5 protein-coding genes are annotated in these 14366 nt (G+C 59.1%); 2 read left to right on the top strand and 3 right to left on the bottom strand.

Annotation, left to right across the window (positions count from 1 at the left end; translation table 11 throughout):
- Nucleotides 1-25: 25 nt before the first annotated feature.
- Nucleotides 26-1747 carry an N-acetylglucosamine-specific PTS transporter subunit IIBC gene (nagE, locus tag ACM6IV_RS17255; protein ID WP_414870918.1) on the top strand — a complete coding sequence of 574 codons (1722 nt, stop codon included), beginning with the start codon at nucleotides 26-28 and terminating at the stop codon, nucleotides 1745-1747.
- A gap of 164 nt (nucleotides 1748-1911) precedes the next feature.
- On the opposite strand, the gene ACM6IV_RS17250 is transcribed toward nagE, so the two are convergent.
- Nucleotides 1912-3909: a hypothetical protein gene (locus tag ACM6IV_RS17250; protein ID WP_414870917.1), complete on the bottom strand. Its 1998-nt coding sequence runs from the start codon at nucleotides 3907-3909 to the stop codon at nucleotides 1912-1914.
- 291 nt (nucleotides 3910-4200) lie between these two features.
- Here ACM6IV_RS17250 and ACM6IV_RS17245 point away from each other — a divergent pair, with 291 nt between their 5' ends.
- Nucleotides 4201-9924: a toxin gene (locus ACM6IV_RS17245; RefSeq protein ID WP_414870916.1), complete on the top strand. Its 5724-nt coding sequence runs from the start codon at nucleotides 4201-4203 to the stop codon at nucleotides 9922-9924.
- A gap of 117 nt (nucleotides 9925-10041) precedes the next feature.
- Here ACM6IV_RS17245 and ACM6IV_RS17240 read toward each other — a convergent pair whose 3' ends face one another.
- Together ACM6IV_RS17240 and purL are read right to left on the bottom strand one after the other, a co-directional pair.
- On the bottom strand, nucleotides 10042-10353 hold the full coding sequence (locus ACM6IV_RS17240) for an NGG1p interacting factor NIF3 (RefSeq protein ID WP_414870915.1): 312 nt from the start codon (nucleotides 10351-10353) through the stop codon (nucleotides 10042-10044).
- A gap of 5 nt (nucleotides 10354-10358) precedes the next feature.
- Nucleotides 10359-14255, bottom strand: coding sequence for a phosphoribosylformylglycinamidine synthase (gene purL, locus ACM6IV_RS17235; protein WP_414870914.1), 3897 nt, complete (start codon nucleotides 14253-14255; stop codon nucleotides 10359-10361).
- Between the last annotated feature and the right edge of the window lie 111 nt (nucleotides 14256-14366).

The following is a 14366-nucleotide window of genomic DNA, read 5'->3' as shown; positions in this document are numbered from 1 at the left end:
TCTATAAAGAGCCGGGAGAACCACCATGTACCAACTCTTCATTGAAGGCCTGCAACGCCTCGGCCGCGCGCTGATGCTGCCGATCGCGATCCTGCCGATTGCCGGCCTGCTCCTGCGTCTGGGTGACACCGACCTGCTGAACATCGCGATCATTCACGATGCCGGGCAAGTGATCTTCGCTAACCTGGCGATGATCTTTGCCATCGGCATCGCCGTCGGCTTCGCCAAGGACAACAATGGCACCGCCGGCCTCGCCGGCGTGATCGGTTATCTGGTGATGATCTCGACGCTCAAGGTGCTCGATTCGACCATCAACATGGGCATGCTCGCCGGGATTGTCAGCGGCCTGATGGCCGGCGCGCTGTACAACCGCTTCAAGGACATCAAGCTGCCGGAATATCTGGCGTTCTTTGGCGGCCGACGCTTCGTGCCGATTGTCACCGGATTCGCGGCAGTGGGTCTGGGCGTGGTGTTCGGCTATATCTGGCCACCGATCCAGCACGGCATCAACGCCTTCGGTGCGCTGATGATGGAAAGCGGCAGCATCGGCGCGTTCGTCTTCGGCGTGTTCAACCGCCTGCTGATCGTCACGGGCCTGCACCACATCCTCAACAATATGGCCTGGTTCGTCTTCGGCAACTTCACCGATCCAACCACCGGAGCGCTGGTCACGGGTGACCTGTCACGCTACTTCGCTGGCGATCCGAAAGGCGGCCAGTTCATGACGGGCATGTTCCCGATGATGATTTTCGGCCTGCCGGCAGCGTGTCTGGCGATGTATCGCAATGCCCTGCCGGAGCGCCGCAAAGTCATGGGCGGGATTTTCCTGTCGATGGCGCTGACGTCGTTTCTGACCGGGGTGACCGAGCCGATTGAATTCGCCTTCATGTTCTTGGCGCCGTTGCTGTACCTGCTGCATGCGCTGCTGACCGGGTTGTCGATGGCGATTACCAATGGGCTGAACATTCACCTTGGCTTTACGTTCTCCGGTGGTTTCATCGACATGGTGCTGGGCTGGGGCCGCTCGACCAACGGCTGGCTGGTGATTCCGGTCGGCCTGGCCTATGCCGTGGTGTATTACGCGGTGTTCGATTTCTGTATTCGTCGCTTCAATCTGAAGACGCCGGGGCGTGAGGACGTGGCCACAGCCGAGAAATCAGTACTGACAGAAAACCAGCGTGCCGCTGCATATATCAAAGCCTTGGGCGGTGCCGAAAACCTGCTCACCGTCGGCGCCTGCACTACGCGGTTGCGCCTGGAAATGGCTGATCGCAACAAGGCGTCCGATGCTGACTTGAAAGCGTTGGGGGCGATGGCAGTGGTCCGTCCGGGCAAGGGTGGCAGCTTGCAGGTGGTGGTCGGGCCGATGGCGGACAGCATTGCTGATGAAATTCGTCTCGCCATGCCGGCGTTGGGCCGGGCGGTTCTGGCTGAGACCGTGGTGGTTGCCGATGAGCCGAAAGCGGTGGCGGTGGCGGTGGCGAGTTCGGAAGCTCTGCAATGGCTGAATGCGCTGGGTGGCGGCGACAATGTGCTGCAACTCGATTGCATCGCCCTGACCCGTATTCGACTGCAACTGACCGATGGCAAAGCGTTGTCTGAAGCACAGTTGAAGGAACTGGGTTGTCAGGGTGTCAGCCAGTTGGACGGTGGGATCTGGCATTTGCTTGTGGGGGACAAAGCAGCGAGTCTGAGTGATGCGATCGAAGCGTTGGTCAATCGCAGCGAGGTGAGTGCGAAGGTTTAACCCACAGCAAATCCTACCGCATTACGGTCACTGAAAAGCCGCTGAGCAATGAAGCCCAGCGGCTTTGTTATGCGGCGTTTAATCCGGTGTGCGTACAGCCAGCGTACGAGGACGTTGAGTATCCGCGGCTCCTCGGACCGTCATTAAGTAGCTATCCAGCACCTTCATTCTCGATACCTCATCGTAAAATTATCCAGGAACGAATAATCCGAAGCCAAAACTCGCATGGATGTAACGAGCGCGCCTTCCGGTGCTGAAAACTCAACCCAAAGCCCCCTTCGGGTATCATCCGAAAAACTGAATTCTTCAAGCACATTATTGAACTGATCATAGAAACTCACCGTGCCGAGGCGCTGTTTCCAAACCCATCCAAACTTAACGTACTCAAGTGGATGCTTAAAATCAAAGCGATGCACCTGCGGCGGAATTTGATGGTCCGCGCCGTGACACATCAAAAAATGCTGGCCCGAATAAAACTCTGAACTACCGTTTCGACCAATGCCGGCCAAACCGGCCCCACTTTCAAAAATGACAGTCATCGTGGGCGTTTGCAGAATCCCTCCGGCGTTATAGGTGATAACCGTCAACTCTTCGAAGAACTCACTGATTTCTATCAATGGCCGTCTGAACGTCAACGGCACAAGCGGAAATACCCTGGTAGGGGCATCATCCGTCTTGCCATGGAAATCCACCGCAAAATGCACTTCGAATAACGTACCGTCCGCCATTCTTTGCAAATCCTTGCGTGACAACGAAGCCCTGACCCCGTCCGCCAACCAAATCTCGGAAACCGGTACACATTCCAGCACCTCGAACCGATAAGGGCTGCCATCCTCAAACTTCCCCGTGACCCATGCCGAACAAAGCTGTCCGCGCTCGATATAGGGCCAAGGTGTGACAATGACATCAGCATCCCCCGAGAAAGTACTCAGATCCAGAACGTCGTCGTTAGCCTGCGTAACCATCGGTGCGGGTAACTTGCTGATGTCGAGGACATTGACGACTCGCAACGAGGACTCCCAGGGCCCCGTGTCGTTATGGCTGACGCTGTAACCCAGAGTGACCGACCGGGCAAAGTTGGCGCGGATGGCTGAAGGCGGAACAGGGAACTCAAGCAGGGCTTCGTCTTTCCGTACCGTCCGGCACTCAAGCGTTGGAGATCCGGGACCGGCAGCGCCTTCGAACACAGGGCAAACAATATCTCCAGCTTGCATTCCATCGTAGTCGATGATGAGGTTAGTGCCGTCAAGCGTATCAAGCGGGTCGAGCACCCAGCCGTCGTTATTGTGATGCACAGACTTTTCGAGATGCGGTGCCGGTAAGTACAGAGCCGGATCCACTCGCAGCAAAGCAGTCGTGCGCAGCTGAAAGTCCTGGGCATTGAGTGGCAACGGGCTGCCACGAACAGGATCATTCTCTGTCGCAAATACCGGTTCAGTGCCATCCCAGATGACGCCCATCAGGATTGTCAGGGATGATGCCTCCTGCCTGCGCGACATCCAGCCTCGGGACAGTTTGAACTGGAACAGGAAGCCGGCCTCGACTTCGGCATCCGTCACTACATGGTCAAAAGCCACCCACCGGAATTGAATGGGTATTTGATGCTGATCACCCGCCGCCACGACAAACACACGCTGCCCTGGCTGGATCAACGGCCACGCATTGAACTGGATGATTTCATCGCCCTGAAATTGCTTCATGTCGAGCCACCAAGTGTCGTTCTCAAGCTCGGAGTGCAAGAACTGCGGCAATGAGTCGACAAGATCCTCCGCTCGGACATCCTGTATTTCCAGCTCCAATACCAGGGACTCCTTAAGCTGATCATCCACCGTTGCGGTGTACCAGATCAGTACCGTATGCCCGATACAAGTGCTCACCCATTGCCAGGGAATCGGAACTTCAACGTTACCGCTGGTGTTGCCATCCACCACAATCGGATCGAACGCCGGCTGCTCTTTATCCTTGATCGCCCAATAGAGCGTCACCGGTGCTGCCTGCATATTCGCAACCAAAATCGTTGCAACGGTTCCCTTCCTGGCATCCAAGGGATACAACAAGCTGTTGTTGCTCGCGTACCGGATGGATGGGTAAGCCAATTCGGCGTGGGTAGCGGGCAATGATCCAGAGGGGGCGGATGACATGGGTAACAGGGTTCGAGACATGGTGAGACCTCCTGTCCACAATAGAAAACTCGGGTTCCGCGCCAGACAGGCCATGGAACAAGGTCATTTAGCGCTCCAGATGGAAATCTTGCCTACTGTCAGAGTTGACAGGTCAGGGCGCAAAAAAAGAATTTTCTGACAGATGGTAAACGCGCCAGGTAGCCAAATTGACAAACGCCTCTTGAAAGAGGCCGCCTGGCACCCAGGCCAGACGCTATAACTATGTACCACCATCGTTGCGCTCACGATCCCCATGCTGAGGTCTTCTCCACCAGCATGAAGACTATGCCAATGAACACGCACACCGCCCCCTCGCCTGAAGGGACCAGAAGCGATCTCAATCAGATCGCTCATCATCTGTTCAAGATCGAAACCCCGCTGCTCGCCGAGCAAGCCCCCACCACCGAGCAGGCTTACCTGAAACGCCTGAACGGTTTGCTGAAAACCTACCGCGAGCAATTTCTGCAAGGCAGCCGCGCGCTTTACCAAAGCCTGAACAGCACCGATCTGAAAAGCGTGGAGGGTCAAAAGCTGCTCGCGACTCTCAAGATCACACTGCTGACGCAGCTGGAAAACATGGACCAGCGCCAGCGGATCGATGGCAAACCGGCCAAGTCCTTCCTTATCTACGATGCCGGCTTCACCGCCATCGAAAATGAGGCGCGTCAGGCCGTCAAGGATCGCCTGCTGTCCGCCGACGCAGGCGCATTGCTGGAGAAACTGGCATTGGCGCCGATGCTGCGCCCCGCCAGCTACGCATTGCGATTCAGTTATCAGGAAACCACCGTGGAACTGGCCGGTGCTTTCGTCATCACCGAAAAAAACAGCCCCTCCGTCAGTGATCTGCAGACACAGCAAAACGTCGGCTTCGCGGTGCTATTCACTCCGGTCAGGGGCATCGAACTCTTCAACTCGCTGGCTGAACTGGACGGGCATTTGCTCAAGTGCCTGAAGCATAAAGCCGACCGCGACGGTTTTCTGCAGATGCTGCCCGTGAGCTATCACGATGTCGGGGTTGCGGGTATCTGGCCGCTGGAACTGTCACCGATTGACAGCAAACCGCTGTTTGAACACCTTTACGATGCATTGCAAGAAAAGCGCACGCTGGATATCGAACGGGCTTTGAGTCTCGTTGACAATCCGCAACACGACGCCGGCCTGTTGCGCACAGCCCTGGATCTGGCCATTGCCGCCGCTCTGCCGGATCTGGCGCCGCGCCTGGCACTTCAGGCGCAAGCGCTGTTCGAACGTCAGCTGTACCTGAGCGCACCGGACTGGTATCGCAGCGCTAGCAGCGTTCGCAAGGCCGAACTGGCCGGGCATTTGAATCGATACGATCAGGCCCGCGAGACGCTGTTGCAATTAACCGGAGCCGCCGCCACTCCGCTGACTCTGGCTCGCCAGCAATGGCTCGAACGCCTCAGCGATGAGCTTGAAATCGATGACCTGGAGCCTGAGCATCTGATGCTCAAGACCAAACGCCACGTGACCGGTTTCGGCGTATTCGAGCACCGCCGCAATCTCATCGAACTGGCTTTGCTCGGGCCACATATCGACGACGAACTGGCCACATCCAAATTCATTCGCGCCACGACCCTGAGTTACAAGAACGCCCCGCTACCCGAAACCTATGCGGACGTCACCCCGACCTGGCTGGTTGAGCAAGCGATGACGCTGCAACCGCGCATCGACTTCAACCAGGTCCAGCAAAACCTGCATGCCCTGCCCGCCTTCAGTCTGGCCATCGAAGACATGCTCGATCAGCGGATCGTTGCACTGGCCTATACCGCCAGACTGCAGGGCGACCTGCTGGACAGTGACCTGCAACTGATCGAACAACTGCGCGCGGGTAACAATGCGCAGCTGCGAGCCGCGACACTCACCTTGCACGGTGCGCAACTTCTGGATCTTTGGGTGCTGCGCCAGACTGACGACAATGGCGCTCTCAAGCGGATATTGCTATGCACACCGGATGCCCCCGGCGACAGATGTTTCCAGGTTTTCGACAGCGAGCGTGCCTGTCAGACCCATATTCTTGGCTGGGCCAAACATAGTGATGATGCCGACGGCACGCGCGCCTACCTGCTCAACCGGGCGCCGCTGCGCTTTCGTCAAAGCATGCAGAAACTGTTGTCCGGCCTGGGGTTCAAACCCGAGGCTGAGGAATACAAGAAACTCACCTTCTCCAACATCAGCCTGCATAGCGACTGTCTGCGGGCCATGACCGAGCACGTACTGGCCACGCGCACTGACGACTACGACTTCGGCACTCCGCTGTGGTATCGCTCGACCACCGCCGCCAAGCGTCGGACGCTGTCGACACTGGCCGAAGAAGCCGAAGGCACCCTGCAGGCGTTCAACGGGCGTGCATTGTCGGGCACCAGTTTTCCGAAGTTCGACGCCTATGTGCACGAGCAGGCGAAAAAAGCCCTGAACGCACTTCTTAAACGCCCGGCCAATGATGTCGATCCGGATACCGTATGGGCGTACTCGCAAACCTCGGTGGTGCCTTCGTGGACCCCAGCACCATTGACCTATACCCGCCTGTACCGCGATGGCTACGCGGACAACTTCGGCCTGCTCGACGCCAAATTCTCTCGTTCCGCACGCTTCAAAGGTCCAGAGGGCGTCGATCTGAGTATGCTGACCGCTGAAAACGTCGCGCGCTCGGTCACAGGTGTCTGGATCGGCGAACGTTACACCAACAAGGTTCGCGCGCAGCTGCAAAGTCCCGCCAGCCCCGGTTATGGCTTCAGACGCAACACAACACTGGCTGTCACCCAACGGCAGATGCGCGGCGCGGCGCTCGAAAGCCATCTGAAAGGACACCTCTCCGAGACTGATCTGCAATGGCTGGAACTCAGCATTGCCAGCCTGGGCGACAGCTCGGCAAGCATGCGCAACAAATTCGCGCTGCATCGGCTGATGATCGACGGTGAGTGGGTGATCGATACCTGGCTGTTCAGCCACGGCAACCATCCAGTGCTGCTATATACCCCAGAGTCGCCAGACGGGATTGGTTGGCGCGAAGCCAGGCTGTTCAACCACCTGCTGAAACAGGAACCCGGCATGATCGAATACCTCGCCAGTCGGGTTCCGGTGCAATCGCGTACCCGCGTTCGCACATTTCTCGAGACGGCGAAGAAAGGTTTGCCGCAGGAGCTCAACAAGTCCACGACCAGTGTCGCGCATTACGATTCGACTCGCTCGGTGGCCCCGGTCAGTGATGTGCGCTACGCCCTCTATGACATGAAGTTGCAACGCAAAATCGACGACATCCACGCGACCACCGTCGGTCGCAACGAGATGATCATGGGTCTGATCTGGACCAGCGTCGAGTTCGCCACCGCCATCGCAACCATGCCTTTCCCTCTTCTGAGCCTGAGCAGCGGCCTGCTGTTGGCATTCAAGGACACCATGCTCGCCCTCGCCGCTTACAAACGAGGCGACACCGGTGCCGCGCTGCAGCATCTGGTGGGTTATCTGTTCAACAGCGTTGGCGCATTGATCACCGATCTGCGTCCGGCTCTGCGCTCACTCAAGCTCTATGTGAAAAGCGCGCGCCTGAGTGCCGCCGGCACGAAAGCAGATGAAGCGCTGAAACTGATTGCGCCGCTGGAGCCCGAAATACCACTGAGACAAGGCATGCAGCCGGTGATCTTCGAAGGTCGGGCCTTGTGGATCCCGGACAAGCCCGATGCACTCGGTCGCTACTTGTTGCATCGTCCTGACCCGACAACCGGCCGGTTGCTGTCGACCGGTATTCCGGCCGTACCCGACGCCGATGGCGTGATGGTCCGCAGCCGTCTGCGTGGCGGCGCCCCGAAGTACGAAGCCATAGCGGAAACACCCGGCCCCCATAAAGACTACGGCGTGCCGCCCAAATACTACACGCGCATCGAAGGGGCCATGAACCCGCAGATGCGGGCGCAGCTCGTGGAACAAAGTGAATACTACATGGCCCACCCTTTGGTCATGCTCGATAGCGCAGTCCAGGGACTTGACTCTACCCGCCGAGTGTATTTGAGCCAGGTGGCCAAATTGACCACGGACGCCGGTGGGCACTTCGCAGATATGGCCACCCTCCCCGCCCGCGGCAACGTCGCCGCTATCGGCGCGGACAGCTCCTTTGCGCAGTTGATCGCCAGCGAATCCTTTGTCGGCAAGAACCTGGTAATCGGTGCCCGCCCTGGCTCCATTGCAAGCAAACAGGCAATGATCACCTACATCGACGCGCTGATCGAGAAGGGTTTCAAGCACATTTATCTGGAATATCTGCCGGGCGACGTCTTCGCCCTCAAGCTGCAAAAACTCAACAGTGGCAAGTCGTGGCGGCACATCAAAAAGCATCTGAAGGCCGTAGACAAAGCCCTCGGACATCAAGCCGACGCGCCGTATTCCTATCTGGCACTGGTGCGCCTGGCCCGGCAAAGAAACCTGAAGATCATGGCGCTGGATGCCTCCACCTGCTATGAACTGGACGACGTTCTGCGGCTGGCCGACGTCTCGCCGCTGACCCCACGCAGCAATAAGGTAAGGAATTTTTATTCGCAACAGGTCATTGCCGACGATTTCGCCGATTTACCGGAAGAACGCTGGATAGCCCTGGTGGACGACACGCGCATGACCACCTTCGCCGGCACGCCTGGGCTGGCGGATCTGCACGATGCCATTGCGGTGCGCATCGATGACATCGCCCTGGACCAACCTGCGAAAACCAGCGTGGATTCCATCGGCCGGCTCGTTGATGGACAAGCGGCAAGAGGCGATTACCTGGTGACACTGCCCACCCCGTACAAGGCCACACCGCCGCTCGCTCAGGCCACGGACATCGTCGGTTCCGGCGCCTCGCACTTCGATGCGTTCGATATTCCGTTGGCGCACCACAAGCAAATCGAAGTCATGCAGGGACAACCCCGTGGCATGGATCCACTCTATTCCTCACCCACCAGTGCTGCTCGGGACGCGCAAGCTGCATTTGTCCAGGCTCGCAAGACGCTGGACAAAACGGCCGCCGACCACTTCGTCGACTACACCCCGCCAGCCAGGGCGGAGCTGCCGACGGTGAGCGAAAGCACCACGCCGGATTCTTTCGTCAAGCAAGTGGGGGACGGAAGCTGGACAGGTTTCATGGTCGGCGAAGCCCACATCGCGCGGTCGAGCAAGCGCTTCCTGATCACGCAGCTGAAAAAGTACAAGGGCAAATTCAAGACGCTGTACATGGAACATTTACTGACCGATCTGCACCAAGCGGACCTGGACATCTTCTATCGAACAAAGGTAATGCCCAAGAGACTCAGGGACTACCTCAGGGCCCAGGATAACGGGCACATGCCTTCATACACAGGTGACGACACCTTCACCGCAGTGGTCGAGGCGGCAGTGAAATACGGTTATCGGGTCAGAGCGCTCGATTGCGTCGCCAGTCGCTATGTCAAAGGTCTGCCTGACGAAAACCTGTCGCGCAACCGGCTGTTCAGCTACTTTGCTTCCCGGGTCATCGAAGCGGATCAATTGGCGGAAGGCGCGCACAAATGGATCGCGTTCATCGGCAGCGCCCATACCAATTACAATCTCGGCATCCCGGGGCTGGCCGATATGCTGGGCGCCGTCAGCCTGCACGTGCGCGACACCACCGCCGACCTGGCCAAATCGATCCATCGCGGCTATTGGGAAGTGGTTCAGGAAGGCTCCCCCAGTATCACCCGCGCATTGCGCAGTGACTTCATCCTCGAAGTCGGCGTAGTCCAAGGCAGGCAGGCCTTACCGGTTGCGACGGTCAGCAGAGAGCGATTGACCGCAACCGGCCATTTCCTCATCGAGCGGCCGACAAACGTGGAAACCCGTCTGGTTCACCGGTCCCGCACGGAGGGGATCGTCGTCACACCGATCCAGGTCGATGACAAGGGCCTGTTCTTCATTGATCGCTGGGCGTTGAAAGATCGACGGTTCACGACAGTGGAAGACCTGGCGAAAACCCTTGTCACGGAGGTATACCTCACGCCGGTGACATAAAACGCTGAACGGACTGCATCCGATGGCCGCTTCAGCACAATGATTTATCCCTTCAAACTGCGTGCAACAAAAAACCCGCTGAGATCACTCTCAGCGGGTTTCTGGTTTCAGCAGCTATCAGAAATCCTCAAGCCGCCACACTTCATAAGCCGGTGTTTCGTAGGGGTGGCTCAACTTCAGAGCCGCCACCACAGCCACGATCAACTCATCCGCCACCACAAGCTCAACCTTCCATTCCTCGACTTGCTCGACCCGTCCCGCTTCCCCGATAAACGGCTGACTGCCGTCCAACGGTCGAAACTGGCCCCGGCCCAGCACCTGCCACGCACAGTGGTCATAGTCACCGATCCGCCCACCACCGGCAGCGAACACAGCTCCTTTGACCACCTCGACATGACTGTCAGGTACAAAAAAACCGAGCTTGTACATGACGCTTAGTTAACCCAAACGCGCGCGTTACGGAACATACGCATCCACGGTGCGTCCTCGTTCCAGTCTTCCGAACGCCACGAGTTCTGCACGGCGCGGAACACACGCTCCGGGTGCGGCATCATGATCGTCACGCGGCCATCACGGCTGGTGAGACCGGTAATCCCGCGCGGCGAACCGTTCGGGTTGGCCGGATAACGCTCGGTGACCTTGCCGTGGTTGTCGACGAAACGCATCGCCACGCAACCGGACAGATCGGCTTCCAGCAGTGCTTCTTCGCTGGCGAACTCGGCATGACCTTCACCGTGAGCGATGGCGATCGGCATGCGCGAGCCGGCCATGCCCTGCAGGAAGATGGAGTTCGATTCCTGAATCTGCACCATCGCCACGCGCGCTTCGAACTGCTCGGAACGGTTACGCACGAAGTGCGGCCAGAACTCGCTGCCCGGGATCAGCTCGTGCAGGTTGGACATCATCTGGCAACCGTTGCACACACCGAGGGTGAAGCTGTCGTTACGTTCGAAGAAACCCTGGAACGCATCGCGGGCGCGGCTGTTGAACAGTGCCGACTTGGCCCAGCCTTCGCCGGCGCCGAGAACGTCGCCGTAGGAGAAACCACCGCAGGCCACCAGGCCTTTGAACTCGTTGAGGTCGACACGGCCGGCGAGAATGTCGCTCATGTGCACGTCGATCGCGTTGAAACCGGCGCGGTCGAACGCAGCCGCCATTTCCACCTGACCGTTGACGCCCTGCTCACGCAGCACGGCAACCTGAGGGCGGATGCCTTTCTTGATGTAAGGCGCGGCGATGTCCTGGTTGACGTCGTAGCTGAGCTTGACGCTCAGGCCCGGGTTGTCTTCTTCCAGCAGCACGTCGAACTCTTGCTCGGCGCAGTCGGCGTTATCGCGCAGACGCTGGATCTGGTAGCTGGTTTCAGCCCAGGTACGTTGCAGCAGACGACGCTGGCCTTCGAACACAGTGTCACCGTTGAAGGTGATGTTGATCTGGCCATTATTGATCGGCTGACCGATCACCGACACGCAGTCACCCAGACCGGCCGCGCTGAACTGCGCGAGGATATCCGGCGTGGCGTCCTGACGAACCTGGATCACTGCGCCCAGCTCTTCGTTGAACAGAATCGCTGCGATTTCCGCCGAGGATTCAGCAACGCTGTCCAGGTTCAGGCTCAGCCCGCAGTGGCCGGCGAAGGCCATCTCCACCACGGAAGTCAGCAGACCACCGTCGGAACGGTCGTGGTAAGCCAGCAGATGACCGTCGGCGTTCAAGCCCTGAATCACCGCGAAGAAGGCTTTCAGGTCCTCGGCGTCATCAACGTCCGGCGCGTGCTTGCCGAGTTTGCCGTGCACCTGCGCGAGGATCGAAGCACCCATGCGGTTCTGACCGCGGCCGAGGTCGATCAGGATCAGGTCGGTGGTGCCCTTGTCCATGCGCAGTTCCGGGGTCAGGGTCTGACGGATGTCAGCCACTGGCGCGAAACCGGTCACGATCAGCGACATCGGCGAGGTCACGGTTTTTTCTTCGCCGTTGTCGTTCCAGCGCGTGGCCATGGACATCGAGTCCTTGCCCACCGGAATGGTGATGCCCAGCTCAGGGCACAGTTCCATACCAACCGCTTTCACGGTGTCGTACAGACGCGCGTCTTCGCCCGGGTGGCCGGCAGCGGACATCCAGTTCGCCGACAGTTTGATGTCGGAGAGCTTGTTGATGCGCGATGCGGCAATGTTGGTCAGGGTTTCGCCGATGGCCATGCGGCCCGACGCCGGAGCGTCCAGCAGAGCCAGCGGAGTACGCTCGCCCATCGCCATCGCTTCACCGGTGTAGACGTCGAAACTGGTAGCGGTGACGGCAACGTCAGCCACTGGAACCTGCCATGGGCCAACCATTTGGTCACGGGCCACGAGGCCGGTGATGGTGCGGTCGCCGATGGTGATCAGGAAGCTCTTGCTCGCCACGGCCGGGTGATGCAGAACGCGTTCGATGGACTCGCTGATGTCGAGGTTCGACGGATCGAAGTCATCGCCCAGCTCGGCCTCGCGAACCACCGAACGGTGCATGCGCGGGGCTTTGCCCAGCAACACTTCCAGTGGCATGTCCACCGGGTTGTTGCCGAAGTGGCTGTCGGTCACGGTCAGTTGCGGCTCGGCAGTGGCTTCACCGACTACGGCAAACGGGCAACGCTCGCGTTCGCAGATCGCCTGGAAGCGCTCGAAGTCAGCCGGGCCGACCGCGAGAACGTAGCGTTCCTGGGATTCGTTGGACCAGATTTCGTGCGGGGCCATGCCCGGCTCGTCGTTCGGAATGTTGCGCAGTTCGAAACGGCCACCGCGGTCGCCGTCGTTGACCAGTTCCGGGAAGGCGTTGGAAAGACCGCCCGCACCGACGTCGTGAATGAAGCTGATCGGGTTCTTGTCGCCCAACTGCCAGCAGCGGTCGATGACTTCCTGGCAACGACGCTCCATCTCAGGGTTTTCACGCTGCACGGAAGCGAAATCGAGATCCGCCGAGCTGGTGCCGGTGGCCATCGAGGAAGCGGCGCCGCCGCCGAGACCGATCAACATCGCCGGGCCGCCGAGGACGATCAGCTTGGAGCCGACGACGATCTCGCCTTTCTTGACGTGTTCTTCGCGGATGTTGCCCATGCCGCCAGCGAGCATGATCGGCTTGTGGTAACCGCGAACTTCGTCACCGTGCGGGGTGCTGATCGATTGTTCGAAGGTACGGAAGTAGCCGGTCAGGGCCGGACGGCCGAATTCGTTGTTGAACGCGGCGCCGCCGAGCGGGCCTTCGATCATGATGTCCAGCGCGGTGACGATGCGCTCAGGTTTGCCGTAGGGCACTTCCCAAGGCTGTTCGAAACCCGGGATCTGCAGGTTGGACACGGTGAAACCGGTCAGACCAGCCTTTGGCTTGGCGCCACGGCCGGTTGCACCTTCGTCACGGATCTCGCCGCCGGAACCGGTCGATGCGCCCGGGAACGGGGCAATCGCGGTCGGGTGGTTGTGAGTCTCGACCTTCATCAGAATGTGCACCGGCTCCTGCACCGCGCCGTACTGGCGGGTTTCCGGATCCGGGAAGAAGCGGCCGGCGACGTTGCCGACGATCACCGAAGCGTTGTCCTTATAAGCGGACAGCACGCCTTCGTTGTGCATCTGATAGGTGTTCTTGATCATGCCGAACAGGCTTTTTTCCTGGCTCTCGCCGTCAATATCCCAACTGGCGTTGAAGATCTTGTGGCGGCAGTGCTCGGAGTTGGCCTGGGCGAACATCATCAGTTCGATGTCGTGCGGGTTGCGCTTGAGGCCGTTGAAGGCGTTGACCAGGTAGTCGATTTCGTCTTCGGCCAGAGCCAGGCCCAGCTCGGTGTTGGCCTTTTCCAGCGCGGCGCGACCGCCACCGAGGATGTCGATCGCGGTCAGCGGCTTCGGCTCGGCGTGACTGAACAGACCGGCAGCCTGTTCCAGATTGCCCAGGACGATCTGTGTCATGCGGTCATGCAACACGTCGGCAATCTGCTGGGCTTCGGTGTCGCTGAACTGACCGGCCACATAGAACGCGATACCGCGCTCCAGACGCTGGATCTTGTTCAGACCGCAGTTGCGGGCGATGTCGCTGGCCTTGCTCGACCATGGCGAGATGGTGCCGAAACGCGGCAACACCAGAAACAGACGACCGGTCGGCTCTTGTACCGGAACGCTTGGGCCGTACTTCAGAAGGCGCGCAAGCACCTGCTGTTCGTCGCCGGTCAGGACGCCGGTGACTTCGGCGAAGTGAGCGAATTCAGCATACAGGCCACTGACAGCTGGAACCTTCTGGCTCAGTTGCTCAAGGAGTTTGCTGTGGCGAAAGGCAGAAAGGGCAGGAGCGCCGCGCAGGATCAACATCTTCGGGACAGCCTCGGGAAGGGGTGTGCTTTGAGGCCGTGCATTCTAGCCTAAACCGCCCTCAACATCACCCGAAACGCTACGCACGGTTGCACTCGGATATCAATCTGT

This window comes from Pseudomonas sp. IT-347P (assembly GCF_949768005.1).
Lineage (GTDB): Bacteria > Pseudomonadota > Gammaproteobacteria > Pseudomonadales > Pseudomonadaceae > Aquipseudomonas.
The sequence above is the reverse complement of the archived record's forward strand: the minus strand, read 5'-3'. Positions and strand labels throughout refer to the sequence as shown.

What these genes read in the sequence shown, in the direction of transcription:
- ACM6IV_RS17240 (WP_414870915.1), bottom strand. Translation starts at nt 10,353, where the DNA reads ATGTACAAGCTCGGTTTTTTTGTACCTGACAGTCATGTCGAGGTGGTC.
- nagE (WP_414870918.1), top strand. Translation starts at nt 26, where the DNA reads ATGTACCAACTCTTCATTGAAGGCCTGCAACGCCTCGGCCGCGCGCTG.
- ACM6IV_RS17245 (WP_414870916.1), top strand. Translation starts at nt 4,201, where the DNA reads ATGAACACGCACACCGCCCCCTCGCCTGAAGGGACCAGAAGCGATCTC.
- purL (WP_414870914.1), bottom strand. Translation starts at nt 14,255, where the DNA reads ATGTTGATCCTGCGCGGCGCTCCTGCCCTTTCTGCCTTTCGCCACAGC.
- ACM6IV_RS17250 (WP_414870917.1), bottom strand. Translation starts at nt 3,909, where the DNA reads ATGTCTCGAACCCTGTTACCCATGTCATCCGCCCCCTCTGGATCATTG.